Source organism: Burkholderia savannae (assembly GCF_001524445.2).
GTDB classification, from domain to species: domain Bacteria; phylum Pseudomonadota; class Gammaproteobacteria; order Burkholderiales; family Burkholderiaceae; genus Burkholderia; species Burkholderia savannae.
In genome coordinates, this window is sequence record NZ_CP013417.1 from 4,151,983 (window position 1) to 4,178,519 (window position 26,537).

Here is a 26,537-nt window from a genome sequence, read left to right on the forward strand (position 1 = left end):
TGGCGTCGCTCGCGATCGTGCCGGCGATCAAGCCGCGTCCGCGCTGCCGATGCGGCTCTTCTCCGGCCGCGCCGCATAGCCGGCCGGCAGCGGCGGGAAGCCGACGAGCCGGGCCATTCCCGCGCGCAGCACGAGCGCGTAGAACAGCATCGGGCCGGCGATGCCCGCGAGCGTGCCGAGCGCGAGCTGCGCATCGACGTCGACGACGCCGAGCCTGACAAGCGCGATGCGCGTCGCGGCCGTCGCGAGGATATGCGCGAGATAGATCGGCATCGATGCGAAGCCGACATTTTCGAGCCACGACGGGCGATGCGCGAGCCGATGCGACATCGCCGCGCCGCGCGGCGTCGCGCGATAGGCGAGCAGCAGCACGAGCGCGCTGCCCGCGAGCGCGGCGGGCACGGCCCAGATGCTGTCCGGCTCGCCGAAGCGGTGCGCGAACGCGGACGCCGCCGCGAACGTGACGGCGATGGCCGCGAGCGCGAGCCCGTTCGATGCGCGTTCGACGAGCGCGGGCAGCTTGTCGCCGATCAGCATGCCGAGCGCGAAGAACGGGAAGTACGTGAGCGTTATCGACACGATGCCCCATCGCGTCGGCGAGCCGGCGGCGAATGCGACGACGGCGAGCCCGCCGATCGCGAGCGCGGCGAGCGCGGCGAGCGGCGCGCGCGACCGCTCGGCGCGCTCGCCGCCGCGTACGCGCACGCCCGGCGCGACCTTCGACCATCCCCACGCAACCAGCATGCAGACGAAGAGCGCGTAGAGGAACCAGAACTGGCCGAACGGCCGCCAGCCGATCGCGAGCAGGTCGTTCGGCGTGAACGCGTGATTCATGCCGCGCGACGACAGCGCGATCTGCACAGCGCCTTGCAGCAGCGACCAGACGAAGTACGGATAGACGATCGTGCGCAGCTTCGCGAGCACGAAGCCATCGCTCGCGCGCTGCAGCGAGTTCGGCACGTGCAGCCCCGACAGCAGAAAGAAGAGCGGCATGTGGAACGTGTAGATCACGTAGTCGGTCGCGGCGAGCAGGGTGCTCGGCCAGCCGGCCGGCACGAGGCCTGCGGCGAACAGGCCGCGCAGCACGTGGCCGTACACGACGAGGATGATGCCCGCGCCCCGAGCGGTATCGAGATAGGAATCCCGCATGGTCTGAATGATTGGAATGGTCGAACGTGGGAGGGCCGCGCGCCGCCCGAAGGGGACACGCGGGACGCTCACTGCGTGCGCCCAATGTAGGGGCTGGCGCGGCGGAGAACTGTGTGCCGGGCGACACAAGTTCGCTGTCGCGTCGTGCGGCGCGCACGGGCGAGCGGCGCACGCGACTTGCGGATGGCGCCCGCCCATGCGCGCCGCGCGACGCGACGCCGTTTCGTGCGTCGCGCGCCCGCCGAATGCGCCGCGCGATTCGCACGATTCGCACGCATCGCATGCGCGGCTCGCCGCGGCGCCGCAACGCGCCGACCGATGCGCGCGCCGCTCGGCGATGCGATCCGCACGCCGCCGCGCCGCGCGCGAGCTCGGGCCGGCAGCCGGAAACATTTCCGTATGCGAAATGAAAGCGCGGACGTTTGCCGATTTTCGATAACACGTCGAATAATGACTCACTAGCATCGATTCTCAGTTGCGGGGCGGGCCTATCTCGGCGCCGGGCTCCGCCGCCTTCGAGGAGAGATTCATGCAGACAGAATCGAATGGCCGCCCCGTCGCGGGCGGCGGCGCAGCGCGCCCGGCGCTTCAACCGACGCTCGGCACGTGGCAGCTGTGGGGAATCGCGGTCGGCCTCGTGATTTCCGGCGAGTACTTCGGCTGGAGCTACGGCTGGGCGAGCGCGGGTACGCTCGGATTCGTCGTCACCGCGCTGTTCGTCGCCGCGATGTACACCACGTTCATCTTCAGCTTCACCGAGCTCACCACGTCGATTCCGCACGCGGGCGGCCCGTTCGCGTACGCGCGGCGAGCGTTCGGTCCGGCTGGCGGCTATCTCGCGGGCGTCGCGACGCTCGTCGAGTTCGTGTTCGCGCCGCCCGCGATCGCGCTCGCGATCGGCGCGTACCTGCACGTGCAGTTTCCCGGCCTCGAGCCGAAGCACGCGGCGATGGGCGCGTACCTCGTGTTCATGGCGCTCAACATCGTCGGCGTGCAGATCGCCGCGACGTTCGAGCTCGTCGTCACGCTGCTCGCGATCTTCGAGCTGCTCGTGTTCATGGGCGTCGTGTCGCCGGGCTTCGCGTGGAGCAATTTCGTGAAGGGCGGCTGGGCGGGCGCGGATCACTTCAGCGTGGGGGCGTTCCACGGAATGTTCGCGGCGATTCCGTTCGCGATCTGGTTCTTCCTCGCGATCGAGGGCGTCGCGATGGCGGCCGAGGAGGCGAAGAACCCGAAGCGCTCGATTCCGATCGCGTACGTGGCCGGCATCCTGACGCTCGTGCTGCTGGCGATCGGCGTGATGGTGTTCGCGGGCGGCGCGGGCGACTGGACCAAGCTCGCGAACATCAACGATCCGCTGCCGCAGGCGATGAAGTACATCGTCGGCGCGAACAGCGGCTGGATGCACATGCTCGTGTGGCTCGGCCTGTTCGGCCTCGTCGCGTCGTTTCACGGAATCATCCTCGGCTATTCGCGCCAGATCTTCGCGCTCGCCCGCGAAGGCTACCTGCCCGAATGGCTCGCGAAGGTGCATCCGCGCTTCAAGACGCCTTACCGCGCGATCCTCGCGGGCGGCGTGGTCGGCATCGTCGCGATCTACAGCGACGAGCTGATTCAGTTCGGCGGCCAGACGCTCACCGCGAATATCGTGACGATGTCCGTGTTCGGCGCTATCGTGATGTACATCGTCAGCATGGCCGCGCTGTTCAAGCTGCGCCGCGTGCAGCCGAAGATGGAGCGCCCGTTCCGCGCGCCGCTGTATCCGTTTTTTCCGGCGTTCGCGCTCGTCGCGGCGCTCGTGTGCCTCGGCACGATGGTGTACTTCAACGCGCTCGTCGCGTCGATCTTCGTCGCGTTCGTCGCGCTCGGGTACGGCTACTTCCTCGCGACGCGCGCGCAGCGCGCGGCCGCGCCCGCCGACGCGCTGCTCGAGGAGTAGCCACGCGCGCGCCGCGCGCCGGGGGGCGGCGCGCGGCCGTTACGACAAGGAGTCCAGATGCGATATACGGAGACGATCGGTTCGCGCACCTACCGCTTCGCGGACCTGAAAACGCTGCTCGCGAAGGCGAGCCCTTTGCGTTCCGGCGACCAGCTCGCGGGCGTCGCGGCCGCGACCGAGGAGGAGCGCGTCGCCGCGAAGATGGCGCTCGCGAGCGTGCCGCTCGCCGCGTTCCTGAACGAGGCCGTGATCCCTTACGAGGACGACGAGGTGACGCGCCTCGTCGTCGACACGCATTCGCGCGACGCGTTCGCCGAGATTTCGCACCTGACGGTCGGCGATTTCCGCAACTGGCTGCTGTCGAGCGCGGCGGACGCGGCCGCGCTCGAGCGCATCGCGCCCGGCCTCACGCCGGAGATGGTCGCGGCGGTGTCGAAGCTGATGCGCAACCAGGATCTGATCGCGGCGGCGAGGAAGCGCCGCGTCGTCACGCGCTTTCGGAACACCGTCGGGCTGCCGGGGCGGATGTCGGTGCGGCTGCAGCCGAACCATCCGACCGACGACGTGAAGGGGATCGCCGCGTCGATGCTCGACGGCCTGATGTACGGCTGCGGCGACGCGATGATCGGCATCAATCCGGCGACCGACAGCCTCGCCGCGATCACGAAGCTGCTCGCGATGATCGACGCGTTTCGCGAGCGCTACCGCGTGCCGACGCAGTCGTGCGTGCTCACGCACGTGACGAACACGATCGCGGCGATCGAAAAGGGCGCGCCCGTCGATCTCGTGTTCCAGTCGATCGCGGGCACCGAGAAGGCGAACGCGAGCTTCGGCATTTCGCTTGCGCTGCTCGGCGAGGCGCGCGAAGCGGCGCTTGCGTTGAAGCGCGGCACGGTCGGCGACAACCTGATGTACTTCGAGACGGGCCAGGGCAGCGCGCTGTCGGCGAACGCGCATCACGGCGTGGATCAGCAGACCTGCGAGGTGCGCGCGTATGCGGTCGCGCGCGCGTTCGAGCCGTTTCTCGTCAACACGGTGGTCGGCTTCATCGGGCCCGAATACCTGTACGACGGCAAGCAGATCATTCGCGCAGGGCTCGAGGATCACTTCTGCGGCAAGCTGCTCGGCGTGCCGATGGGCTGCGACATCTGCTATACGAACCACGCGGAAGCCGATCAGGACGACATGGACAACCTGCTGACGCTGCTCGGCGCGGCGGGCATCAACTTCATCATGGGCATTCCCGGCGCGGACGACGTGATGCTCAACTATCAGAGCACGTCGTTTCACGATCAGCTGTACGTGCGCGAGGTGCTCGGCCTGCGCCGCGCGCCCGAGTTCGAGGAATGGCTGGAGACGATGGAGATCGCGGACGCGCACGGCGCGCTGCGCGCGGCGTCGACGCGCGTGCCGCTGCTCGCCGGCGCGAACGACTGGATGGGGCTTTCCGCATGAGCGACGCGGTCGAAAAGAACCCGTGGGGGCAACTGAAGTCGTTCACGAACGCGCGGATCGCGCTCGGCCGCGCGGGTAACAGCCTGCCGACCGCGCCGCTGCTCGCGTTCAACCTGTCGCATGCGCAGGCGCGCGACGCCGTTCACCAGCCGCTCGACGCCGACGCGCTGCGGTGCGATATCGAAGCGGCCGGCCTGCCGACGCTCGGCGTGCAGAGCGCCGCGCCGGATCGGCAGCATTACCTGCGCCGGCCGGATCTCGGCCGCAAGCTGTCGGACGACAGCCGCGCGCTGCTCGCCGCGCACCGCGCGTCGCTCGGCGACGCGCCCGACGTCGTGTTCGTGATCGGCGACGGGCTGTCGGCGTTCGCGGCCGCGAAGCAGGCGCTGCCGCTCCTGAGCGCGGTGCGGCCGAAGCTCGACGACTGGCGGATCGGGCCGGTCGTCGTCGCGCGGCAGGCGCGCGTCGCGCTCGGCGACGAGATCGGCGAGCTGCTCGGCGCGCGCCTCGTCGCGATGCTGATCGGCGAGCGGCCGGGCCTGAGCTCGCCGGATAGCCTCGGCGTGTATCTGACGTACGCGCCGAAGGTCGGCTGCCACGACGCGCAGCGCAACTGCATCTCGAACGTGCGCGCCGAGGGGCTGCCGCACGACGCGGCCGCGCACAAGCTGCACTATCTGCTGACGCACGCACGGCGGCTCGGGCTGACGGGCGTCGGGCTCAAGGACGACAGCGATGCGTTGCTGCCGGCGGCGCGGGCGGAAGCGGAGCGTCTGGCGGCGGAGTAGGCGCGCCGGCGGCGCGCGCGTCGCGCGCGAGGAAGCCCGGCCTGTAGCCGATCCCGAAACCCGCCGTCACCGCGGCGCGCAGCGCTTCCATGTCGTTGCACGTCATCGCGGCGCGCAGGTTCGGTGGTTCGCCGCCGTCGGGCAGCAGCGCCCACGGTTGCAGCTTGCCCGTCGTCGGAAAGCGTAGCGCACGCATCCGTGCGCGTCGGGTCGCGCAGCGTGCGCGGCGCGCCGGCTTGCGCGACGTACGCGGGCGATGCGCGCAGCAGAAAGCGCAACGGCCCGAGGCGGCGCGACATCGGGCCCGAATCGCGGAGCGCGCCGCTTCGGATCACCGCGTCGAAGCCGCCTTCGGCGACGTCGACGAGCTAATCGTTGAAGCCCGGAAGTCGAGATCCAGCTCGATTTCCGGATAGCGGCGCTTGAATTCCGGCAACGCGGGCAGCAGAAACCGATAGCGATCACGCGCAACCGGCGCGCGCCGCTGCCCGCGGGCGGGATCAGAAGAACCCGAGCGGCTTTTCGCTGTAGCTGACGAGCAGGTTCTTCGTCTGCTGATAGTGATCGAGCATCATCTTGTGCGTCTCGCGGCCGATGCCCGATTGCTTGTAGCCGCCGAACGCCGCGTGCGCCGGATACGCGTGATAGCAGTTCGTCCACACGCGGCCCGCCTGGATGCCGCGGCCGACGCGGTACGCGCGGTTGCCGTCGCGCGTCCAGACGCCGGCGCCCAGGCCGTAGAGCGTGTCGTTCGCGATCTCGAGCGCTTCGTCCTCGGTCTTGAACGTCGTCACCGCGAGCACCGGCCCGAAAATCTCTTCCTGGAAGATGCGCATCTTGTTGTGGCCGCGGAACACGGTCGGCTTCACGTAATAGCCTTCGGCGAGCTCGCCGCCGAGCACGCTGCGCTCGCCGCCCGTCAGGCACTGCGCGCCTTCGTTGCGGCCGATGTCGATGTACGACAGGATCTTCTCGAGCTGCTCGGCCGACGCCTGCGCGCCGATCATCGTCTGCGAGTCGAGCGGATGGCCCTGCTTGATCGATTCGACGCGCTTCAACGCGCGCTCCATGAAGCGCTCGTAAATGCTCTCCTCGACGAGCGCGCGCGACGGGCACGTGCACACCTCGCCCTGATTCAGCGCGAACATCGCGAAGCCTTCGAGCGCCTTGTCGAAGTAGCCGTCGTCGCGGTCCATCACGTCGGCGAAGAAGATGTTCGGGCTCTTGCCGCCGAGCTCGAGCGTGACGGGGATCAGGTTCTCGCTCGCGTACTGCATGATGAGGCGGCCTGTCGACGTCTCGCCCGTGAACGCGATCTTCGAGATTCGCTTGCTCGACGCGAGCGGCTTGCCCGCCTCGAGCCCGAAGCCGTTGACGATGTTGAGCACGCCGGGCGGCAGCAGATCCTGAACCAGCTCGGCGAACACGAGGATCGACGCGGGCGTCTGCTCGGCCGGCTTCAGCACGACGCAGTTGCCGGCCGCGAGCGCGGGCGCGAGCTTCCACGCGGCCATCAGCAGCGGAAAGTTCCACGGGATGATCTGGCCGACGACGCCGAGCGGCTCGTGGAAGTGATAGGCGACCATGTCGCCGCCGATGTCGGCGATCGAGCCTTCCTGCGCACGGATGCAGCCCGCGAAGTAGCGGAAGTGGTCGATTGCGAGCGGCACGTCGGCCGCGGTGGTCTCGCGCAGCGGCTTGCCGTTGTCGATCGTCTCGGCCACCGCGAGACGCGTGAGGTTCGCCTCCATCCGGTCGGCGATCTTGAGCAGCACGTTCGCGCGCTCGGCCGCGCCCGTCGCGGCCCAGCCCGCCTTCGCCGCGTGCGCGGCGTCGAGTGCGCGCTCGATGTCGGCTTCGCGCGAGCGAGGGATCGCGGTGAACGGCTGGCCGGTGACGGGCGAGACGTTGTCGAAATACTCGCCGCCGACCGGGGCGACCCATTCGCCGCCGATGAAATTCCCGTATTGCTTGCGGTACGGAAATTCGATGTTCAGGTGTTGCATGTCCGCGTGATTCATCGTTGCTCCTCGCATGTCGGTATCGGTGATGCGCCGCGCGACGTGCGCGACGCGCCTCCTTACGCCAAAACCGTGCCAGCGGGCCATGAGACGGTGCATCGGCGCGCCGGCGCGGGGCCCGGCGCGTGGGCGGCGCGACACAGCGCGCACGGCTGCGCCGCCGTTGAACAGCCGCCGCGCGCCGATTGTTCAGTTGCGGCACAGCGTGAAGGCGAGACCGGCGATTTTGGCGACGCTACGCTTCGGCATGGGAATTGCGTAATCGGACGGATCGTTTCAGCTTCAGCGACGCAAAAAGGGGGCGCGATGGATCACGAGCACACCGGCGCCGAGACGACGGCGGAGGACACGGGACGCAGCGCGGACGGCGACGGCACGGCCGGGCGCGCGCTCGTCAGCGTCGCGCACGACGCCGACGAGCAGGCGCGCAACCTGATCGGCTGGCGCCAGGCCTACGACCAGCTCGCGGCGGGCCGCTTCGTCGGCACGCTGACCGAGCTGCCGCTCGACACGATGAAGGTGTTCCGCGAGACGACGAGCCACACGCTGCGGCAGGCGTGCGAGGTGCGCGGCGACGCGTACTGGTTCGGCATCCCGGTCGCGCGCGACGGCGCGGCGCGCATCGACGCGCGGCCGATCGCCGCCGATGCGCTTGCGTTTCGCCCCGGCAACGTCGAGTTCGAGCTGCTGACGCCCGCGCAATTCTCGATCTTCGGCGTCGTCGTGCGCGGCGCGGTGCTGCGCCGCTATGCGGAGGAAGTCGAGCGCTGCGGGCTCGACGAGCGGCTGCCGCTCATGCCCGTCGTGAAGGTCGGCGAGGCGCGCCTCACGCGGCTTTGCGCGCTGCTCGCGCAGCGGCTCGACGACGCGGACGCGATGAGCGCGGCGGGTGCGCCGTTGTCCGACTGCGCGCGCAACGATCTGCAGGCGGAAGTGCTCGCGGCGCTGTTCGACCTGTGCGCGTCGCCCGCCGCCGACGCGACCGTCGAGCATTCGTCGCGGCGGCGCAAGATCGTCGCGGCCGCGCGCGATTACGTGCTCGCGCACCGCTCGCGGCCCGTCGGCGTGCCGGAGCTGTGCGAGCAGCTGCACGTGAGCCGGCGCACGTTGCAGTACTGCTTCCAGGACGTGCTCGGCATGGCCCCCGCCACCTATTTGCGCGCGCTGCGGCTGAACGGCGTGCGGCGCGACCTGCGCGGGCGCGCGGCGGATTCGGTGCAGGACGTCGCGGCCGCGTGGGGGTTCTGGCATCTGAGCCAGTTCGCGACCGACTATCGGCGGATGTTCGGCGCGCGGCCGTCGGAAACGCTGCGCGGCGCGCTGGCCTGCTGACGCGGCGCAAGACGCGGCCGCCGCGGCTTCGGCGCGATGCGGCGTGCGATGCGATGTGCGATGCGGCGTGCGATGGCGATCGGCTTTCCGCCGCGCTCACTCCCGCGCCGGCGGCCACGCGAGCGCATCCCAATCGATGCGCCGATACGCGGCGTCGACAAGCGCGATATCGTCGACGGCATCGCTTTTGTGGCGATTGCGCAACATCTCGGGCACATCAAGCCCGATCGCCGTGCAAAAAGGATAATCGCGCACCCGCAGCTCGGGCGCGATGCTCGAAAAGCACGCGAGCGTCGGCACGTCGAAGCCGGCCGCGATATGCACGGCCGACGTGTCTGCGCACATTACGACGCTCGCCTGCGCGACCCAGCCGATGAAGTGCGCGGTATCGCCGGAGTGGACGCTCACATCGACGTAGTCCGGATGATCGATCGGCTCGAAGCCGAGCACGGGCAGCCGGTAGATCCGCGCAAGCCGGTCGACGAGCGCCGCGCGCCGCGCGGGCGGAATGCTGCGCAGCGGCGTGCTGGCCTGCGGGCAGAAGAGCGCGTAGCGCCGGCCGCGCCATTCGGGCGGCGGCTCCGGAAGCGTCAGCCGGGCGAGCCAATGATTGCGCTTCGCATCGGCGGCGATCGATTCGGGCGGCACGCCGAGCGACGCGAGGAAGAAGTCGATCATCGGCCGCGTCGCGAACGCGGGCCAGTACAGGTGATTGCCGAGATCGATCCGCGTGTCGCTTTCCGGCAGCGCGGCCGCGGGCCAGGGCAGCGTGCGGATCGGCGCGATCGCGTCGGCCGCGAGCCGATACAGCGCGTCGACGTACGCGGGCGCATGCGCGGGCCGGTACAGCACGAAGCGCACGTGCGGATGGCGCGCCCGGATCGCCGCGAGCGCGGTCAGGCCGATCACCGAGTCGCCGAGCGCGACGCCCATCCCATTGATCACGTGAACGGTCGACAACGTCGCGTAATCGAGCGCGAACGGACGGCTTGCCGCATGCAACAGCCCGATGCGGCTCGCCGCGCCGGCGTAGCCGCGCGCGTCGGCGCCCGTGCATTCGAGATCGTAGGGCGCGACGAGCCGGCCGTCCGGCGACAGCAGCGTGCCGGGGTAGGTGAGCGCGTCGGCGGGCGGCAGCGCGGGGGCTGCGTGCGTCGTCATCGTCGCGAGCGCGGGCCTGCCGGATGCGCCGTCACGCGCGGCGCGCGCGCAGGCCTTGCTCGCGCACCTGCTCGAGCGTCGCGGCGGGCGTGCATGCATCCTTTGGCACGCGGATCTCGATCAGCGCGGGCAGGCCGCTCGCGAGCGCGCGATCGAGCGCAGGCAGGAAATCGGCGGTGCGCTCGACCGTCTCGCCATGCGCGCCGAACGCGCGCGCGTACGCGGCGAAATCCGGATTCGTCAGCCCCGTGCCGTGCACGCGCGCCGGATAGTTGCGCTCCTGATGCATGCGGATCGTGCCGAAATGGCCGTTGTTCACGACAAGCACGATGATCGCGAGACCATACTGCATCGCGGTCGCGAGCTCGTTGCCGGCCATCATGAAGCAGCCGTCGCCCGCGAGCGCGACGACCGTGCGCTGCGGATACAGCGACTTCGCCGCGAGCGCGGCCGGCACGCCGTAGCCCATCGCGCCGCTTGTCGGCGCGAGTTGCGAACGGAAGTGACGGTACGCGAAATGGCGATGCAGCCAGGCCGCGTAATTGCCCGCGCCGTTCGTGACGATCGCGTCGTGCGGCAGCCGCTCGCGCAATTGCAGCATCACGTCGCCGAGCTGCACGTCGCCCGGCATCGGCTTCGGCGTGCGCCAGTCGAGATACGCGCGATGCGCGTCGGCCGCGCTCTGCGCCCACGCGGGCGAGGCCGGCGGCTCGAGCGAGGCGAGCTGCGAGGCGATCTCGGGCATCCCCGACGCGATCGGCAGATCGGCCGCGTAGACGCGCCCGAGCTCGTCCGCGCCCTGATGCACGTGAATGAGCACTTGCTTCGGTTTCGGAATGTCGATCAGCGTGTAGCCGCCCGTCGTCGCCTCGCCGAGGCGCGGGCCGAGCGCGAACAGCAGGTCCGCTTCCTGGATGCGGCGCGCGAGTGCGGGATTCACGCCGAGGCCGACGTCGCCCGCGTACTGCGGATGCTCGTTGTCGAACGTGTCCTGGTAGCGGAACGCGCACGCGATCGGCAACCGCCAGCGCTCGACGAACGTGCGCAGATCCGCGCATGCGTCGGGCGTCCAGCCGCTGCCGCCCGCGATCACGAGCGGCCGCTCGGCGCGTGCGAGCCGCTCGCGCAGCTCGGCCATCTGCGCGACGGACGGCGCGGCGGCGATGCGCTTCGCCGCGGGCGCGACGGGCTGCGCGGCGCAGGGCTCGGACAGCACGTCCTCAGGCAGCGCGAGCACGACCGGGCCTGGCCGGCCCGACATCGCGACGTGAAACGCGTGGCTCAGGTATTCGGGGATGCGGCGCGGATCGTCGATCTGCGCGACCCATTTCGCGAGCTGGCCGAACATCCGCCGATAGTCGATTTCCTGGAACGCCTCGCGATCGAGATGCTCACGCGCGCACTGGCCGATGAAGAGGATCATCGGCGTCGAATCCTGGAATGCGGTGTGCACGCCGATCGACGCGTGCGTCGCGCCGGGGCCGCGCGTGACGAACGCGACGCCGGGCCGGCCGGTCAGCTTGCCGAGCGCCTCCGCCATGTTCGCGGCGGCGGCCTCGTGGCGGCAGACGACGGTCTGGATGCGTTCGGTTTCGTCGGCGAGGGAATCGAGGACGGCGAGAAAGCTCTCGCCGGGAACGCAGAACACGCGCTCGACGTGATTCGCGAGCAGGGCGTCGACGAGCAGGCGTGCGCCGGTGGCGGCGCGCTGCCCGAGGTCCGGGGAAATCGGCATATAAGACGGGCTCCCTTCGTGGCGGGACGTACAGCTTACGCCGGAAGGGAAGGTGGCGGAAGGCGCGCCATTACCGATGGCGCGCCCGGTGGCGATTACCAGCGGAACGACCGCGGGTAGTGATCCGATGCGCCGACCAATTGAGTTCCGGCCTGAAGAAAGGTGAATCCAGGCGCGTTGGTGATCGCATAGTCGAGAATGCCGCCGCCTTGTTGCGTCGCGCGGTTGCTGCTCACGACGGCGCCTTGCGGCGGTGGAACGAATCCCGCCGCATTGGGCGGCGCATTGAAGTCACCGACGCATGCCCAGGTTCCGCCGCGCTGACTGATCTGTCCGATCTGCGCATTGTTCCACGTGCAGACATTGGCCAGCGTGACGTTGCGGGATACCGGCGGGCTGTGAATCGAATAAATCGTGATGGCGTTACGCGTTTGGGGATCGGTGACCGTGCACCACGGCATCGCGCGCGGGCTGTTCGGATTGAAGCCCGCGGCGGCGGGCATCAGGATATGGCGCGCGCTCGGGGCGATGTTGCTGAGCACGGCGAGGCCGAGCCGGTCTTGCGGCGCTTCCCAGTACACGCATTCCATGAAGCCCGCGCCGGCTCTGAAGTTACCCGTGTAGCCGATGATCGCGCCGTCGTTGCCGATGATCGGCGCCCTTTCCTCCAGCAACGTCGCGAAGTTCGTCCCGCATTCCTGCAGGCACAGTACGTTTGCGCGGGTTTGTTGCAGTACCTGGTTCAAATAGACGGCATTGGTTGCGCCCAGCATGTTCCACGTAGCGATGATCATTTTTTCTCCTTTGAGCGACATGGGGAGCCGGAGACGAGCACGGCCGCGGCGGCGAACGTCGGGCGATGCGGCCGCTCGGACGGTAGTCCCGCCGATCAAGATATCGATTGGCGGGCGGGCGCGATACTGACAGGAATGGTAGGCGCGCGGCGGCGTCGACGCGCTGCGCGCTGGTCGCGCCCTGGTCGGCATTGCGCGCTCGCGAGCTGGTGCCACGGGCGGCAGGCGGTTTTTTTGTCGTTAGGGTGTTGCTTGAGGGAGGGGAGAGATCCGAGCGCTGCTTGCGGCAAGAGCGAGATACGCCGAGTACCGGTTGTGGACGCGTAAAAATGCCGTAAGCGCGCGCCGCTTCGCCGCACGTGAGCCGGCAATGCGTCGCGCGAGTTGCGTGGCCGCATGGCCGCGAGCGCGGCGCGAAGAAAACCGGGAGGCGGCGTTCGGCCGCCCCCGCATCAGCACTCGACGATATTCACCGCCAGCCCGCCGCGCGACGTTTCCTTGTACTTCGTCTTCATGTCCGCGCCCGTCTCGCGCATCGTCTTGATCACGGAGTCGAGCGACACGTAGTGCGTGCCGTCGCCGCGCAGCGCCATGCGCGCGGCGTTGACGGCCTTCACCGACGCCATCGCGTTGCGCTCGATGCACGGAATCTGCACCATCCCGCCGACCGGATCGCAGGTGAGGCCGAGGTTGTGCTCCATGCCGATTTCGGCCGCGTTCTCGACCTGTTGCGGCGTGCCGCCCAGCACGGCCGCGAGCGCGCCCGCCGCCATCGAGCACGCGACGCCGACTTCGCCCTGGCAGCCGACTTCGGCGCCCGAGATCGACGCGTTGAGCTTGTACAGGATGCCGATCGCCGCCGCCGTCATCAGGAAGTCGATCACGCCTTGCTCGTTCGCGCCCGGCGTGAAGCGCGTGTAGTAATGGAGGACGGCCGGGATGATGCCCGCCGCGCCGTTGGTGGGCGCGGTGACGACGCGCCCGCCCGCCGCGTTCTCTTCGTTGACCGCGATCGCGTACAGGTTGATCCAGTCGATCATCGACAGCGGGTCCTGCAACGCGCGTTCCGGATTGTCCGTCAGCGCGCGATGGAGCTGCGGCGCGCGGCGCTTGACCTGGAACGGGCCGGGCAGGTTGCCGTCGGCGTCCGGGTTGTCGATGCCGCAGCCGCGCGCGACGCAAGATTGCATCACGTCCCAGATCTTCAGCAGGCCCGCGCGCGTCTCCTCCTCGGTGTGCCACGCGCGCTCGTTCTCCCACATCAACTGCGCGATCGACTTGCCGGTCGAATCGGTGAGCGCGAGCAGCTCGGCGCTCGTGCGAAACGGATGCGCCATCTGCTCGACGGCGGCGAGCACCTTCGTGTTCGGCGCGCCCGCGGTGACGACGAAGCCGCCGCCCACGGACAGATACGTCGTCTCGCGCAGCACCGCGCCCGTCGCGTCGATCGCGCGCAGCTTCATCGCGTTCGGATGCTCGGGCAGCGCCTGCCGGTAGAACGCGATGTGCTCCTTCGGCACGAACGGCACCGGATGCGCGCCGAGCAGCGCGAGCGACTTCGAATCGCGCACGGCGTCGAGCCGTGCGGCGATCGTCGACGGATCGACGGTGTCGGGCGCATCGCCCATCAGGCCGAGCATCACGCCGCGATCGGTGCCGTGGCCCTTGCCCGTCGCGCCGAGCGAGCCGTACAGCTCGACTTTCACGCTCGCGGTCGCGGCGAGCAGCGCGTCGCGCTCGAGCCCTTGCGCGAACATCAGCGCGGCCCGCATCGGACCGACCGTATGCGAGCTCGACGGGCCGATACCGATTTTGAAAAGATCGAACACGCTGACTGCCATTTCGTTTCCTGAATTGCTGGATGTATTGGGGGATCACCGCGCCGGCAGCGGCAGGCACGCGGCCAGCCACGCCGGCGGCATCGGCGAGAGTTGCTGGGCGATGCCCGCGTAGCGGCCGTCGAGGCGCGCGGCGAGGTGGAACAGCTCGGTTGCGTTCTTCGGCTCCCACATGCCCGAATAGCCGGGCAGGCCTGCCTCGCGGCGCTTCGCGTCGAACGGCACCGGCGAGTGGACGAATTCTTCGTGCGTCTTCTCGCCGCGCGCGTACGGCGCGAGCCAGTCGAGCGCGGCGGCGAGCGTCGCGCCGTTCGGCGCGCGCTCGCGCAGCCAGTTGCGGTTGAAGCGCCGCGCCGCGAGCGCCGCCGTCACGAGCGGCTGCAGATCGTAGACCGCGTAATGCAGCGCGTCGCGCTCGAGAAAATCGTACGTCGTGCCGTCCGGCTCGATGTTGTCGGCGAGATGCTCGACGAACAGGCGCTGCGCGGCGTTCATCATCCTACGGTCGCCGAGCGTGAACGCGGCGAGCGCGATCAGCTTGATCCGGTGGCTTTGCCAGTTGTTGCGCCACGTGCCCTTGAGCGGGCGCTTCTGCGCGTCGATCTGCTGCACGTAGCCGTTGCCGAGCGACGCGATGAACGCGGCCGTCGCGTTGCGCGTTTTCACGGGCAGCACGCTCGCGGTCATGTCGTACGCGAGGATCAGGCTCTCGAAGCGCGTCTCGTCGATCGGATTGAAGCTTGGGCGGTAAGTGTTCACCCACGCCGACAGAAAGCGGTCGACGAGCGCCAGATAGCGGCTCTGGTTCGTCACGCGCCACGCGAGCGCCGCGTTGCGCATCAGCTCCATGTCGTTGAGCGCCTCGGCGCTCTGGTCGTAGATGCCTTCGTGCGGCAGCGTGCCTTCGGTGTGCACGCGCGGCAGCGCCTTCGGCTCGTCGTTCAGATGCGCGTCGACGCTCTTGATGAGCGCCTGCACGCCCGGTTCGGCGTGCGTCGCTTCGCTGCTCTGCAGCGCCGGTGCGGCGCAGAAATTCATCGCCGCTCGCGCGGGGCCGGCCGCCGTCAGCGCGGCGGTGGCGAGAAGCGCCGGCGCGAGCGCGCTCAAGCGCCGCCGCATCGCCTGCGCGCGGCCCGGAAACGTCTGACGCACCATGCAGAACTCCTTTGTTGGCTGGATCGCGGTGTGAGATGTTAGCCGGACTTGCGGGCGAATGCGAACGCGCGCGCCGTCCGCAACGACGGATTGCGGACGGCGCGTCGCCGTTGAAAGGAGCGCGGCGCGGCGAGCGGGCCGCGCCGGCGCATCATGCGTAATCCGATACCGGAACGCAGGAGCAGAACAGATTGCGGTCGCCATATGCGTTGTCCGCGCGGCCGACGGGCGGCCAGTACTTGTTCGTGCCGAGCGACGCGACCGGGTACGCGGCCTGCTCGCGCGAGTACGCGTGCGGCCATTCGTTCGCGGTGACGACGGCCGCCGTGTGCGGTGCGTGACGCAGCGGGTTGTCCTCGCGATCGGCGCGGCCTTCCTCGACCGCGCGGATTTCGTCGCGGATCGCGACCATCGCGGCGATGAAGCGGTCGAGCTCCTCCTGCGATTCCGATTCGGTCGGCTCGACCATCAGCGTGCCCGGCACCGGGAAGCTCATCGTCGGCGCGTGGAAGCCGTAGTCCATCAGGCGCTTCGCGACGTCGTCGACGGTGATGCCGCTCGAATCCTTGATCGGACGCAGGTCGAGAATGCATTCGTGCGCAACCAGCCCGCCCGGGCCCGAATACAGCACCGGGTAGTGCGGCGCGAGGCGCTTCGCGATGTAGTTCGCGTTGAGGATCGCGGTTTCGGTGGCGGCGGTCAGGTTCTTCGCGCCCATCATCGCGATGTACATCCACGAGATCGGCAGGATCGACGCCGAGCCGTACGGCGCGGCCGACACCGCGCCGATGCCTTCCTCGCCGCGCGCGTAGCCGGTCGAGCGCTGGTTCGGCAGGAACTTCGCGAGGTGCGCGCCGACCGCGACCGGGCCGACGCCGGGGCCGCCGCCGCCGTGCGGGATGCAGAAGGTCTTGTGCAGGTTCAGGTGCGACACGTCGCCGCCGAACTGGCCCGGCGCGGTCAGGCCGACCATCGCGTTCATGTTCGCGCCGTCGACGTACACCTGGCCGCCGTGCGCGTGCACGATCTCGCAGATCTCGCGCACGTTCTGCTCGAACACGCCGTGCGTCGACGGATACGTGATCATGATCGCCGCGAGGTCCTTCGAGTGCTGCTCGGCCTTCGCCTTGAGATCCTCGATGTCGACGTTGCCCTGCGCGTCGCACGCGACCACCACCACCTTCATGCCGGCCATGTGCGCGGACGCCGGGTTCGTGCCGTGCGCGGACGCCGGAATCAGGCAGATGTCGCGATGGCTCTCGCCGCGCGATTCGTGATACGCGTGGATGATCAAGAGGCCCGCGTACTCGCCCTGCGAGCCCGCGTTCGGCTGCAGCGACACGGCCGCGTAGCCCGTCGCCGCGACGAGCATCTGTTCGAGCTGGTCGATCATCTCGCGGTAGCCGACGGTCTGCTCGGCCGGCGCGAACGGGTGAATCCGGCCGAATTCGGGCCACGTGACGGGCAGCATTTCCGACGTCGCGTTCAGCTTCATCGTGCACGAGCCGAGCGGGATCATCGAGCGGTCGAGCGCGAGATCCTTGTCCGACAGGCTGCGCAGGTAGCGCAGCATTTCCGTTTCCGAATGATGGCGGTTGAACACGTGGTGCGTCAGATACGCGCTCGTGCGCTCGAGGCCGGCCGGCAGCGCGGGCACGGCGGGCAGCGCGGCGTCGAGCGAGTCGACGTCGGGCGCCGTCGCGCCCGCCGCCTGCGCGAAGATCGCGAGCAGATCGGCGAGATCGGCGCGCGTCGTCGTTTCGTCGACCGATACGCCGACTTGCGTGTCGCTCGCGCGGCGCAGGTTGATGCGCTTCGCTTTCGCGAGCTCGTGGATCTGCGCGGCGCGCGCGCCCGCGTCGATCGTCAGCGTGTCGAAGAACGTGTCGTTGACGCTCGCGTAGCCGATCTGCTTGACGCCCGCGGCGAGGAGCGCGGCGATGCGGTTCACGCGCAGCGCGATCGTCTTCAGGCCGCGCGGGCCGTGATAGACCGCGTACATGCTCGCCATGATCGCGAGGAGCGCCTGCGCGGTGCAGACGTTCGACGTCGCCTTCTCGCGGCGGATGTGCTGTTCGCGGGTTTGCAGCGCGAGGCGCAGCGCGGGCTTGCCCTGCGCGTCGACGGTCACGCCGACGAGGCGCCCCGGCATTTGCCGCTTGAATTCGTCGCGCACCGCCATGTACGCGGCGTGCGGGCCGCCGAAGCCCATCGGCACGCCGAAGCGCTGCGTGTTGCCCACCGCGACGTCCGCGCCCCATTCGCCGGGCGGCGTGAGCACGGTGAGCGAGAGGATGTCGGCCGCGACGACGACGTGGCCGCCCGCCGCATGGATCGCGGCGGCGAGCGCGCGGTAGTCGCGCACGTCGCCGTTCGCGCCCGGATACTGGAGCAGCACGCCGAACGCGTTCGCGCCGGCGGCGTCGGCGGCCGGGCCCGTCTTCACGTCGATGCCCACCGGCTTCGCGCGCGTCCTGATCACTTCGAGCGTTTGCGGCAGCACGTCGTCGGCGACATAGAACACGTTCGACTTCGGCTTGCCGACGCGCTGCAGCAGCGTCATCGCCTCGGCGGCGGCCGTCGCCTCGTCGAGCAGCGACGCGTTCGAGATCGCGAGGCCCGTCAGGTCGGCGACCATCTGCTGGAAGTTCAGGAGCGCCTCGAGGCGGCCCTGTGAGATTTCGGGCTGGTACGGCGTGTACGCGGTGTACCACGCCGGGTTTTCGAGCACGTTGCGCAGGATGACGGCGGGTGTGTGCGAGTCGTAATAGCCTTGGCCGATGTACGAGCGGAACACCTGGTTCTTGTCCGCGAGTTCGCGCAGTGCGGCGAGCGCTTCCGCCTCGCTCAGCGGCTGTGCGAACGGGCCGAGCGGCAGCGCGTCGCGGCGGCGGATCGGCGCGGGAATCACGGCGTCGATCAGCGCTGCGCGCGTTGCGAAGCCGAGCGTGTCGAGCATCGCGCGCTGGCTGGCGTCGTCGGGGCCGATGTGGCGTTCGGCGAACGCGTCGTGCGTTTCGAGCGCGGCGAGCGAGAGGGGCGTGCGGTTCATCAGGTGATCCGGGTGTTCGAGCTTCATGGCGTTCCTGTGTCGACCAGAGTTAGCGCTTCAGCGCTTACTCTGGTCCCATGCTTTGCGGTCGACCGGAGTTAGCGCTTTAGCGCTTGCTCGGGTCCCATGCTTTGCGGTCGACCAGAGTTAGCGCTTTAGCGCTTGCTCGGGTCCCATGCTTTGCGGTCGACTCGAGTTGGCGTTTCAGCGCTTGCTCGGGTCCCATGCTTCGCGGTTGACCGAAGTTGGCGCTTTAACGCTTACTCAGGTCCCACGCTGTGCGATCGACCGGAGTCAGCGCTTCAGCGCCCACCCCGGCCCCATGCTTTGCCATCGACCAGAGTCAGCGCCTCAACGCTCACCCTGGTCCCACGCGTGGCGCGGCCCGTGCTGCCGCCCGCCGCGCCGCGCGGTTCGTGAGTGGGCGCGTTAGCCGACCAGCTTCTCGTAGGCGGCGGCGTCGATCAGCTTGTCGGTCGACGCGCCCGCTTCGAGCTTGATCTTGAAGAGCCAGCTCGCGTACGCGTCGCCGTTGACCTCGTCGGGCGTGTCGACGATTGCCGTGTTCACTTCGACCACCTCGCCCGACACCGGCGTGTAGATGTCGGACGCCGCCTTCACCGATTCGACGACGCCGATGGCGTCGCCCGCCTTCACGGTCTTGCCGACTTCGGGCAGCTCGAGGAAGACGATGTCGCCGAGCGTTTCCTGCGCGTGGTCGGTGATGCCGACCGTCAGCGTGCCGTCCGCTTCGGTGCGGACCCACTCGTGTTCTTCCGTGTACTTCAGATCGGCCGGAATGTTGCTCATCGGATGCTCCTGAGATTGATTGCTTGCAAGCGTTTGAATGTGAGGCGCGGTTCGCGCGCGCGGGCGCGCCGGTTGCTTCGCGTCAGACCGCGAGCACCTTGCCGTTGCGCACGAACGGCAGTTTTACCACGCGCGCGGGGAGATTCTTGTCGCGGATCTGCACGTGGACCGTGTCGCCGGCCGCGACGCCCTTCGGCACGCGTGCGAGCGCGATCGATTCCTGCATCGTCGGCGAGAACGTGCCGCTCGTGATCTCGCCTTCGCCGTGCGGGGTCACGACTTTCTGATGCGCGCGCAGCACGCCGCCCGCGCGGCCGTTCTCCTTTTGCAGGATGAGGCCGACGAACGCGGCGCGCGAGCCGTTCGCTTCGAGCGCGTCGCGGCCGACGAACGCGCGCGGCGCGGCGAGATCGACCGTCCACGCGAGGCCGGCGTCGAGCGGCGACACTGTCTCGTCCATGTCCTGGCCGTACAGGTTCATGCCGGCCTCGAGGCGCAGCGTGTCGCGCGCGCCGAGCCCGCACGGGCGCACGCCGCGCTCGGCGAGCGCGTTCCACAGCGCTTCGACATGGGGCGCCGGGACGATGATCTCGAAGCCGTCCTCGCCCGTGTAGCCGGTGCGCGCGACGGTGAGGTCGCCGAACGGCGTGCCCGCGACCTGCGCGGCGTTGAAGGGCTTGAGCTCGCTCGTCGCCGCGCGCGCGGCGGGGATCGTGTCCCACACCTTCGCACGCGCGTTCGGGCCCTGCGCGGCGACGATCGCGAAGTCGCGGCGCGGCGCGATCGCGAGGCCGAAGCCGCCTTGCTCGTTGAGCTGGTTGAACCACGCGACGTCCTTGTCGGCGGTGCCGGCGTTGACGACGACGCGGAAGAAATCCTCGGTGAAGTAGTAGACGATCAGATCGTCGATGACGCCGCCTTGGGGGTTCAGCAGGCACGAGTAGAGCGCCTTGCCGGGCGTTTGCAGCTTCGCGACGTTGTTCGCGAGCGCGTGCTCGAAGAACGCGCGCACGCGCGGGCCCGTGAAATCGACCACGCACATGTGCGACACGTCGAACATCCCGGCGTCGGTGCGCACGGCCTGATGCTCCTCGATCTGCGAGCCGTAGTTGACGGGCATGTCCCAGCCGCCGAAGTCGACCATGCGGGCGTTGAGGGCGCGATGCGCGGCGTGCAGCGGGGTGATTTTGAGAACGGTCATCGGGGTCCCAGGCAAGGCGGCCGGGCGGCGGCCCGGGCGCGAAAACAAAACGGCAACTTGGCGAACCGCTGGCGCGTGAAGCCGCCTGCGATGCGTGCATGCCCCTCTGTCCTCGATACCTGAGAGATTGCGCGACGGACTCGATCCGCTTCGCGCGCGCCCCTTCGGTGGGCAGCCTGCTCGTGCGGCGCGTTGCGCGCACGCGGCTACTGCCGCTCTCCAGAGTGCGAAAAACGATGTCCGGCGCATGTCGTCGCCAGACGGATTTTTCGACGCGGCCGGTCCTTTTGCCTGAGAGTTTGCGGGTGTGCCCCTTCGGCGGCGCGGCTTGCCTTTCAATCAACGAACGGCGGCCGCGCGCTCTCCCGACGCGTGCGGGCGAATGTACGCGAGCGCGAATGGGTTGTCAATTTGGGCAAATAACTGTCGTTTGAAGACAAGCGACGGCGGCATGCCGGCGGCGGTGGCGGCGTGGTTTGCCGGCCCTGAAGCGGCGGCGTGTTGGGTGAGCGGTGAGCGGTGAGCGGTGAGCGGTGAGCGGTGAGCGGTGAGCGGTGAGCGGTGAGCGGTGAGCGGTGAGCGGACCGGGGTCGGAAGCGTGAAGCCGCGCCTCGAAAGCGCGGCTTGGGCGAGGGGCGCCGAAACCGTGCGTCGAAGCGCCGCCCGTCGCGCGATCGAACGGCGGCGGCGCGCACGGCCGCCGCCGAAGGTGCGCTTACTCGCCGATCGCGCGAGCGGCCGTGTCGAGCTCCTGATTGAGCACGCGCTGCTCGTCGCCGGACAGGCCGCCGCCATGCTGGGCCGCCATGTCGTTCGACTCCTGACGGATCACGTCGAGCCGGCGATGCAGCGCGGCGCCTTGCGGCGGCGGATAGTAGCCGGCGTTCACGCGCGCGTCGATTCGGTGGCTCAGGTTGTCGATGCGGCCCTGGATCTGCTGCATCCGCTCGTAGCCGACCACCTGCGGATTGGGGCGGGGCGCCGGAGCTGGAGCAGGCGCGGGCGCCGGTGCGGGGCGCTGCGGCGCGACCACACATGCCGCAAGTGTCGAGACGAGGGCGCAGCATGCCGCCGCGCGGATCAACCGATGCATTCCATTCTCCTGATTGACGATGCCGGGACAGGCAATTAGACGAACGGCTCAGACCTTCGTCGAGATGACGTTCGCTCCCGAATTGTTTGTAACGCTTTGTTGGCGCTCAAGGATGACGCAAGCCGCGGGCGTCCGATGCGCGGGCGGCATCGCGCGCGCCGCTCAGATCGGTTCGCGCACGAACGGCAGCCGGCGGCCTTCGCGCTCGCTGCGCGCGGCGAGCTCGATGATCGTCATCACGTCGACGGCGTCCTGCGGCGTGACGGGGAACGGCACGCCGCCGTGGATCGACGCGGCGAGCGCGCGATAGAACTCCGCGTACTGGCCGTCGAGCGTCGGCACCGGGCGTTCGACCTCGAGCTCGCCGTCGAGTCCGCGCAGCACGCCGGGCGGGTTGCCTCCGCCGAATTCGACGTCGCCGGGCGTGAGGCCCGCCTTCAACTGATCTTCCTGTGTATCGAGCCCGTGCTTCTGGTAGCCGGCCTGCGTGCCGAGCACGGTGAAGCGCGCGGGCTCGATCGCCGCGAGCGCGCTCGCGTGAAGCACGACGTCCTTGTCCGGATAGCCGAGCTGCAGATGGACGAAGTCGGGCGCGCCGCCGCCGTCGCGGCGCGTCTTGACCGCAGCGCTCACGGTGTCCGGCGCGCCGAAGAGCGCGAGCGCCTGATCGATCAGATGCGGCCCGAGATCGAACAGCAGCCCGCCGCCGCGCGCCGCTTCCTCGCGCCAGCGCGTGCGCACGTGCGGACGGAAGCGGTCGAAGTGCGATTCGAAATAGGTGATGCGGCCGAGCTCGCCGCTTTCGACGAGCTGACGCACGGTCAGGAAATCGCCGTCCCAGCGGCGGTTGTGGAACGGCGCGAACACGCGGCCGCGCGCGGCCGCGAGACGCGCGAGCGCGAGCGCTTCGGCGGCCGTCAGCGTGACGGGCTTGTCGACGACCACGTGCTTGCCCGCTTCGAGTGCACGCTTCGCCAGTTCGAAATGCGTGTCGTTGGGCGTTGCGATCACGATGCACTCGACTTCGTCGAGCGCGACGAGCGCATCGAGATCCGGCACGACGGCCGCGTCCGGATGCGCGGCGTGCGCGCGCTCCGGCTGCCCGGTGGCGATCGCGGCCATTTGCGTGCGGCTGCTGTGCGCGATGACGGGCGCGTGGAACGTCGCGCCTGCAAAACCGAAACCCATCAAACCAATCTTGAGCGTTGACGACATGAACGATCCTGTCTGCTTGCGAAACTGAGGCGCGGCGGCTCGGACGCCGCACGGCGACGGACGGCTATTGTGGCATGACGAAAGGGGGCGGAACGGTTCGGCGGCGACGTTGGCCGAATGGACGAGGCGTGCGAACGCCGAACGACAGGAACGGCGCGCGACGCGGCCGGCACGGCCGAGGGGCGCAAGGCACGCGGCCGAAACGGCGCGGATTCGATTGCTTTCGATGTATCTCTCGGCGCCCGTCCGGTGTCCGTCCGGCGTCTGGCGAGAGCGGCGGTCCGACCGGGCAACGCCGGTCCGCTCGGTCGGCGAATCGATTCCCGGAGGAGCGGCGCTCGGGAGCTTCGCCGTCCGGCCGGCTTGCTCCGTCCTGCAGCCGGGAGCGCCGCCGCTCCGCCGAACGGCGCCGAGCTGCCTGCACACCTGCTCGCGTCCCCGTCGGCATTCCGCGCCCGAAGCCTTTGCGAGCGGCCGATGGGCTAATCGAAAAGGCCGCCGGCCGGAGAATGCCGGTGCGCGAGCCAAGTGAGAGCCCGCGTTCGCGGCGATGACGCATCGACCGTCGTCGGGCGTTCGTTTTAACCTCCGATCCGCCGCCTGATTGCCGCAGCGGCCTGCTCGGCCCACACCGCGCAGGCCCGCGCGCCCGGATGAAAGCCGTCCGACGCCATCGCGTCGCGCGTGAGCGGCATGTCGACCCGCAGGAACTCGCACGCGGGCTGGCCGGCGGCCCAGCGCGACAGCGCCGTATTGAGCCGCCGCGCGCGCAGCCCGAGATACCATCTGAGCGGTTGCGGCAGCGCCGGAAAATGATGCATCGGCGGCACCGCGGACAGAATCACGTGCGCCGCGCCGAAGCGCGTCGTCAGCCGATCGACGAGCGCCGCCTGCGCGTCGCGCCAGCGCGCGGGCGACACGCCGTCCGTTACGTCGTTGACGCCGAGCGACGTGACGGCCGCGTCGAAGCGCGCGTCGGGCTCGGCATCGAGCCAGTCGAGCAGATCCCGCGTCGTCGCGCCGGTGCGCGCGAGCAACCTCCATTCGACGCGATGCAACGGCGCGAGCGCGCGCACGAGTTGGCCGGTGAGCGCGTCGGACTGCGTCGGGACGCCGACGCCCGCGGCGGCCGAGTCGCCGAGCACGAGGAGGCGCAGCGGCGGCCCGGCGCCGTCGACGCCGCTGCGCGGCCCGTCGGCCTCGGCGAGGCGCGGCGTCACGCGCCTGACATGGCGGCCCTGAGCGAGCAGCAGCGGGCCGAGCGCGGCGGTGGCGAAGTGGTATCCCATGCGGTTTCCGTGATGTATGGCGTCGAGGTCGTGGCGTGCCGCCATGATAGCGAGCGGCGCGCATCGGCCGCCATCCGCCATCCGCCGGCGCCGCCGCGGCCGCACGAGCGCCGCATGGGCATCGTCCGAATGTCCGACGCAGCGCCCGTTTCACATTCGCGAAAGAATCGCCGGCCGCCGCCGTGTTAACATGCGCGTCCCGCGAGCCATTTGCCGGGGGCCGGCGTTGCAGTCCGCGCGCCGGCCGCGCTTCGCTCGCGGCGCCTTCCGGCTTCGCCGCCGTCAACCGCAACACCATCCGCAATCATGTCCGCAGGCCTGAACCCCGCTCAAAGCGAAGCGGTGCGCTATCTCGACGGTCCCTGCCTCGTGCTCGCCGGCGCGGGCAGCGGCAAGACCCGCGTCATCACGCAGAAGATCGCGCACCTGATCGAAGCAAAAGGCTTCGAGCCGCGCCATATCGCCGCCGTCACGTTCACGAACAAGGCGGCCGCCGAAATGCGCGAGCGCGTCGGCAAGCTCCTCGAGGGCAAGACGCTCACGACGCCCGGCAAGGAAGGCCGCAAGGTGCCCGTCAATCAGCTCACCGTCTGCACGTTCCACTCGCTCGGCGTGCAGATCCTGCGGAAGGAGGCCGAGCACGTCGGCCTGAAGCCGCAGTTCTCGATCATGGATTCGGACGATTGCTTCGGGATGATCCAGGAGCAGATCGGCACGACGGACAAGGGCCTGATCCGCAAGATCCAGACGATCATCTCGCTGTGGAAGAACGGCCTCGTCACGCCCGAGGAGGCGATGACGATCGCGGCGAACGAGGACGAGCATCAGGCGGCGCTCGTCTACCGGAACTATGTCGCGACGCTGCACGCGTACCAGGCGGTGGACTTCGATGACCTGATCCGCCTGCCGACCGAACTGTTCGCGAACAACGAGCCGGTGCGCGAGCGCTGGCAGAACAGGCTGCGCTATCTGCTGATCGACGAGTATCAGGACACGAACGCGTGCCAGTACGAGTTGCTGAAGCTGCTCGCGGGCCCGCGCGCCGCGTTCACGGCGGTCGGCGACGACGACCAGGCGATCTATGGCTGGCGCGGCGCGACGCTCGAGAATCTCGCGCAGCTCGGCAAGGACTTCCCGAAGCTGCACCTGGTCAAGCTCGAGCAGAACTACCGGTCGACGGTGCGCATCCTCACCGCCGCGAACAACGTGATCGCGAACAACCCGAAGCTGTTCGAGAAGAAGCTGTGGTCCGAGCACGGGATGGGCGATTCGATCACCGTCACGCCGTGCAACGACGAAGAGCACGAGGCCGAATCGGTCGTGTTTCGGCTGTCCGCGCACAAGTTCGAGCGGCGCACGCAGTTTCGCGATTACGCGATCCTGTATCGCGGCAACTTCCAGGCGCGCATCTTCGAGCAGGTGCTGCGGCGCGAGCGGATTCCGTACGTGCTGTCGGGCGGCCAGTCGTTCTTCGACAAGGCCGAGATCAAGGACTTGTGCGCGTACCTGCGCCTCATCGCGAACGCCGACGACGATCCCGCGTTCATCCGCGCGGTCACGACGCCGCGCCGCGGAATCGGCAACACGACGCTCGAGGCGCTCGGCGCGTTCGCGGGGCAGGCGAAGGTGTCGCTGTTCGAGGCGGTCTACATGGGCGGGATCGAGGCGCGGCTGTCCGCGCGGCAGGTCGAGCCGCTGAGGATCTTCTGCGATTTCATCCAGCGCCTGACCGACCGCGCGGACAAGGAGCCGGCGACCGTCGTCCTCGACGACATGATGGAAGCGATCCACTACGAAGCGTACCTGTACGACGCCTATGACGAACGGCAGGCGCAGACGAAGTGGCAGAACGTGCTCGAATTCCTCGAATGGCTGAAGCGCAAGGGGACGAAGCCGGAGCCGGAAGAAGCGGTTGACGGCGAGACGGAAGGCTTTCACAACGCGGACGGCCTTGCCGACACAGGCAAGAACCTGCTCGGCCTGATTCAGACGGTCGCGCTGATGTCGATGCTCGAGGGTAAGGAAGAGGACCCGGATGCGGTGCGGCTGTCGACCGTGCACGCGTCGAAGGGGCTCGAGTATCCGCACGTGTTCCTCGTCGGCGTCGAGGAAGGGATCATGCCGCACAGCGGCGGCAGCGACGACGGCCCGATCGACGACGAGCGGATCGAGGAGGAGCGCCGGCTGATGTACGTCGCCATCACGCGCGCGCAGCGCAGCCTGCATCTGAACTGGTGCAAGAAGCGCAAGCGCGCGCGGGAGACGATCGTCTGCGAGCAGTCGCGCTTCATCGCCGAGATGGGGCTCGACGAAGCGCCGCCGCCCGCGCCGGAGGAGGCGCCGATGACGCCGAAGGATCGGCTCGCGAGCTTGAAGGCTTTGCTGCAGAAGTGATGCGGGCGGGCACGCGGCGCACGGCGTGCGTTTGCCGTTTGGCCGAGCGGCCGAGCGGCCGATCACCGCGTGGCGATCGAGGCCGCGCGGTGATCGGCCGGACGAGTCCTGACCGA

At 69.2% G+C, this 26,537-nt stretch carries 19 protein-coding genes, 1 pseudogene and 2 riboswitches; of the genes and pseudogenes, 6 read left to right on the forward strand and 14 right to left on the reverse strand.

Going from position 1 to position 26,537, the window contains the following annotated elements:
* Positions 1 to 27 precede the first annotated feature (27 nt).
* Complete coding sequence (locus tag WS78_RS20345; protein WP_059577998.1) at positions 28 to 1,149, reverse strand: acyltransferase family protein; 1,122 nt, start codon at positions 1,147 to 1,149, stop codon at positions 28 to 30.
* Between the two features lie 529 nt (positions 1,150 to 1,678).
* Between WS78_RS20345 and eat the strand changes: the two genes are divergently transcribed.
* From eat to eutC, 3 genes are read left to right on the forward strand one after another with little or no spacing between them, the layout of a single operon-like run.
* Positions 1,679 to 3,088, forward strand: a complete 1,410-nt coding sequence (eat, locus tag WS78_RS20355; RefSeq protein WP_038752986.1) for an ethanolamine permease — start codon at positions 1,679 to 1,681, stop codon at positions 3,086 to 3,088.
* 57 nt (positions 3,089 to 3,145) lie between these two features.
* The gene (locus WS78_RS20360) at positions 3,146 to 4,543 is read left to right on the forward strand and encodes an ethanolamine ammonia-lyase subunit EutB (protein ID WP_038752984.1); all 1,398 of its coding nucleotides are present in this window, start codon (positions 3,146 to 3,148) and stop codon (positions 4,541 to 4,543) included.
* The gene (gene eutC / locus WS78_RS20365; RefSeq protein WP_059578001.1) at positions 4,540 to 5,331 is read left to right on the forward strand and encodes an ethanolamine ammonia-lyase subunit EutC; all 792 of its coding nucleotides are present in this window, start codon (positions 4,540 to 4,542) and stop codon (positions 5,329 to 5,331) included. Before WS78_RS20360 ends, eutC begins: the two co-directional genes overlap by 4 nt.
* Position 5,332: 1 nt before the next feature.
* Here eutC and WS78_RS36075 read toward each other — a convergent pair.
* A pseudogene (locus WS78_RS36075) lies at positions 5,333 to 5,791 on the reverse strand (LysR substrate-binding domain-containing protein); the annotation flags it as partial.
* 40 nt (positions 5,792 to 5,831) lie between these two features.
* The gene (adh, locus tag WS78_RS20375) at positions 5,832 to 7,352 is read right to left on the reverse strand and encodes an aldehyde dehydrogenase (RefSeq protein WP_059578005.1); all 1,521 of its coding nucleotides are present in this window, start codon (positions 7,350 to 7,352) and stop codon (positions 5,832 to 5,834) included.
* A 306-nt stretch (positions 7,353 to 7,658) separates the two neighbouring features.
* Between adh and WS78_RS20385 the strand changes: the two genes are divergently transcribed.
* Complete coding sequence (locus WS78_RS20385) at positions 7,659 to 8,684, forward strand: helix-turn-helix domain-containing protein (protein WP_038752979.1); 1,026 nt, start codon at positions 7,659 to 7,661, stop codon at positions 8,682 to 8,684.
* 96 nt (positions 8,685 to 8,780) lie between these two features.
* Here WS78_RS20385 and WS78_RS20390 read toward each other — a convergent pair whose 3' ends face one another.
* The 5 genes from WS78_RS20390 to WS78_RS20410 all read right to left on the reverse strand — a co-directional run bounded on the left by WS78_RS20390 (position 8,781) and on the right by WS78_RS20410 (position 15,367).
* A complete protein-coding gene (locus WS78_RS20390) occupies positions 8,781 to 9,845 on the reverse strand; it encodes a glycosyltransferase family protein (protein ID WP_059578146.1) in 1,065 nt (354 codons plus the stop codon).
* Positions 9,846 to 9,876: 31 nt separating this feature from the next.
* Positions 9,877 to 11,580: a thiamine pyrophosphate-binding protein gene (locus WS78_RS20395; RefSeq protein ID WP_059578009.1), complete on the reverse strand. Its 1,704-nt coding sequence runs from the start codon at positions 11,578 to 11,580 to the stop codon at positions 9,877 to 9,879.
* A gap of 95 nt (positions 11,581 to 11,675) precedes the next feature.
* Positions 11,676 to 12,374 carry an endonuclease/exonuclease/phosphatase family protein gene (locus tag WS78_RS20400; RefSeq protein WP_197419451.1) on the reverse strand — a complete coding sequence of 233 codons (699 nt, stop codon included), beginning with the start codon at positions 12,372 to 12,374 and terminating at the stop codon, positions 11,676 to 11,678.
* 452 nt (positions 12,375 to 12,826) lie between these two features.
* Entirely contained in the window at positions 12,827 to 14,215 is a 1,389-nt protein-coding gene (locus tag WS78_RS20405) for an L-serine ammonia-lyase (protein ID WP_038752973.1), read from the reverse strand.
* 33 nt (positions 14,216 to 14,248) lie between these two features.
* Entirely contained in the window at positions 14,249 to 15,367 is a 1,119-nt protein-coding gene (locus WS78_RS20410; protein ID WP_038752971.1) for an alginate lyase family protein, read from the reverse strand.
* A 35-nt stretch (positions 15,368 to 15,402) separates the two neighbouring features.
* Between WS78_RS20410 and WS78_RS38255 the strand changes: the two genes are divergently transcribed.
* Complete coding sequence (locus WS78_RS38255; RefSeq protein WP_081989990.1) at positions 15,403 to 15,528, forward strand: ubiquinol-cytochrome C reductase; 126 nt, start codon at positions 15,403 to 15,405, stop codon at positions 15,526 to 15,528.
* Here the strand turns inward: WS78_RS38255 and gcvP are convergent.
* The 6 genes from gcvP to WS78_RS20445 all read right to left on the reverse strand — a co-directional run bounded on the left by gcvP (position 15,519) and on the right by WS78_RS20445 (position 24,027).
* Positions 15,519 to 18,446 carry an aminomethyl-transferring glycine dehydrogenase gene (gene gcvP, locus WS78_RS20420; protein ID WP_038752967.1) on the reverse strand — a complete coding sequence of 976 codons (2,928 nt, stop codon included), beginning with the start codon at positions 18,444 to 18,446 and terminating at the stop codon, positions 15,519 to 15,521. The genes WS78_RS38255 and gcvP overlap by 10 nt on opposite strands.
* Positions 18,447 to 18,848: 402 nt before the next feature.
* The gene (gcvH, locus tag WS78_RS20425) at positions 18,849 to 19,229 is read right to left on the reverse strand and encodes a glycine cleavage system protein GcvH (RefSeq protein WP_038752965.1); all 381 of its coding nucleotides are present in this window, start codon (positions 19,227 to 19,229) and stop codon (positions 18,849 to 18,851) included.
* An 82-nt stretch (positions 19,230 to 19,311) separates the two neighbouring features.
* Positions 19,312 to 20,430: a glycine cleavage system aminomethyltransferase GcvT gene (gene gcvT, locus WS78_RS20430; protein WP_038752962.1), complete on the reverse strand. Its 1,119-nt coding sequence runs from the start codon at positions 20,428 to 20,430 to the stop codon at positions 19,312 to 19,314.
* A 96-nt stretch (positions 20,431 to 20,526) separates the two neighbouring features.
* Positions 20,527 to 20,663: riboswitch (glycine riboswitch) on the reverse strand.
* Between the two features lie 35 nt (positions 20,664 to 20,698).
* Positions 20,699 to 20,808: riboswitch (glycine riboswitch) on the reverse strand.
* A gap of 337 nt (positions 20,809 to 21,145) precedes the next feature.
* Positions 21,146 to 21,523 (reverse strand): hypothetical protein, encoded by a 378-nt coding sequence (locus WS78_RS20435; protein WP_038754051.1) that lies wholly within the window; start codon positions 21,521 to 21,523, stop codon positions 21,146 to 21,148.
* A gap of 162 nt (positions 21,524 to 21,685) precedes the next feature.
* A complete protein-coding gene (locus WS78_RS20440; RefSeq protein ID WP_038754054.1) occupies positions 21,686 to 22,738 on the reverse strand; it encodes an oxidoreductase in 1,053 nt (350 codons plus the stop codon).
* 581 nt (positions 22,739 to 23,319) lie between these two features.
* Positions 23,320 to 24,027: an SGNH/GDSL hydrolase family protein gene (locus tag WS78_RS20445; protein ID WP_059578016.1), complete on the reverse strand. Its 708-nt coding sequence runs from the start codon at positions 24,025 to 24,027 to the stop codon at positions 23,320 to 23,322.
* 306 nt (positions 24,028 to 24,333) lie between these two features.
* Between WS78_RS20445 and WS78_RS20450 the strand changes: the two genes are divergently transcribed.
* Positions 24,334 to 26,421 (forward strand): UvrD-helicase domain-containing protein, encoded by a 2,088-nt coding sequence (locus WS78_RS20450; RefSeq protein ID WP_038754060.1) that lies wholly within the window; start codon positions 24,334 to 24,336, stop codon positions 26,419 to 26,421.
* The last annotated feature ends 116 nt before the right edge of the window (positions 26,422 to 26,537 follow it).

Excerpts from the sequence above, each read along its gene's own strand:
- adh (WP_059578005.1), bottom strand. The coding sequence starts at position 7,352 with ATGAATCACGCGGACATGCAACACCTGAACATCGAATTTCCGTACCGC.
- WS78_RS20395 (WP_059578009.1), bottom strand. The coding sequence starts at position 11,580 with ATGCCGATTTCCCCGGACCTCGGGCAGCGCGCCGCCACCGGCGCACGC.
- gcvH (WP_038752965.1), bottom strand. The coding sequence starts at position 19,229 with ATGAGCAACATTCCGGCCGATCTGAAGTACACGGAAGAACACGAGTGG.
- WS78_RS20435 (WP_038754051.1), bottom strand. The coding sequence starts at position 21,523 with ATGCATCGGTTGATCCGCGCGGCGGCATGCTGCGCCCTCGTCTCGACA.
- WS78_RS20445 (WP_059578016.1), bottom strand. The coding sequence starts at position 24,027 with ATGGGATACCACTTCGCCACCGCCGCGCTCGGCCCGCTGCTGCTCGCT.
- WS78_RS20440 (WP_038754054.1), bottom strand. The coding sequence starts at position 22,738 with ATGTCGTCAACGCTCAAGATTGGTTTGATGGGTTTCGGTTTTGCAGGC.
- WS78_RS20405 (WP_038752973.1), bottom strand. The coding sequence starts at position 14,215 with ATGGCAGTCAGCGTGTTCGATCTTTTCAAAATCGGTATCGGCCCGTCG.
- gcvP (WP_038752967.1), bottom strand. The coding sequence starts at position 18,446 with ATGAAGCTCGAACACCCGGATCACCTGATGAACCGCACGCCCCTCTCG.
- WS78_RS20450 (WP_038754060.1), top strand. The coding sequence starts at position 24,334 with ATGTCCGCAGGCCTGAACCCCGCTCAAAGCGAAGCGGTGCGCTATCTC.
- WS78_RS20390 (WP_059578146.1), bottom strand. The coding sequence starts at position 9,845 with ATGACGACGCACGCAGCCCCCGCGCTGCCGCCCGCCGACGCGCTCACC.
- WS78_RS20345 (WP_059577998.1), bottom strand. The coding sequence starts at position 1,149 with ATGCGGGATTCCTATCTCGATACCGCTCGGGGCGCGGGCATCATCCTC.
- WS78_RS20400 (WP_197419451.1), bottom strand. The coding sequence starts at position 12,374 with ATGATCATCGCTACGTGGAACATGCTGGGCGCAACCAATGCCGTCTAT.
- eutC (WP_059578001.1), top strand. The coding sequence starts at position 4,540 with ATGAGCGACGCGGTCGAAAAGAACCCGTGGGGGCAACTGAAGTCGTTC.
- WS78_RS20360 (WP_038752984.1), top strand. The coding sequence starts at position 3,146 with ATGCGATATACGGAGACGATCGGTTCGCGCACCTACCGCTTCGCGGAC.
- eat (WP_038752986.1), top strand. The coding sequence starts at position 1,679 with ATGCAGACAGAATCGAATGGCCGCCCCGTCGCGGGCGGCGGCGCAGCG.
- WS78_RS38255 (WP_081989990.1), top strand. The coding sequence starts at position 15,403 with ATGTTAGCCGGACTTGCGGGCGAATGCGAACGCGCGCGCCGTCCGCAA.
- WS78_RS20410 (WP_038752971.1), bottom strand. The coding sequence starts at position 15,367 with ATGGTGCGTCAGACGTTTCCGGGCCGCGCGCAGGCGATGCGGCGGCGC.
- WS78_RS20385 (WP_038752979.1), top strand. The coding sequence starts at position 7,659 with ATGGATCACGAGCACACCGGCGCCGAGACGACGGCGGAGGACACGGGA.
- gcvT (WP_038752962.1), bottom strand. The coding sequence starts at position 20,430 with ATGACCGTTCTCAAAATCACCCCGCTGCACGCCGCGCATCGCGCCCTC.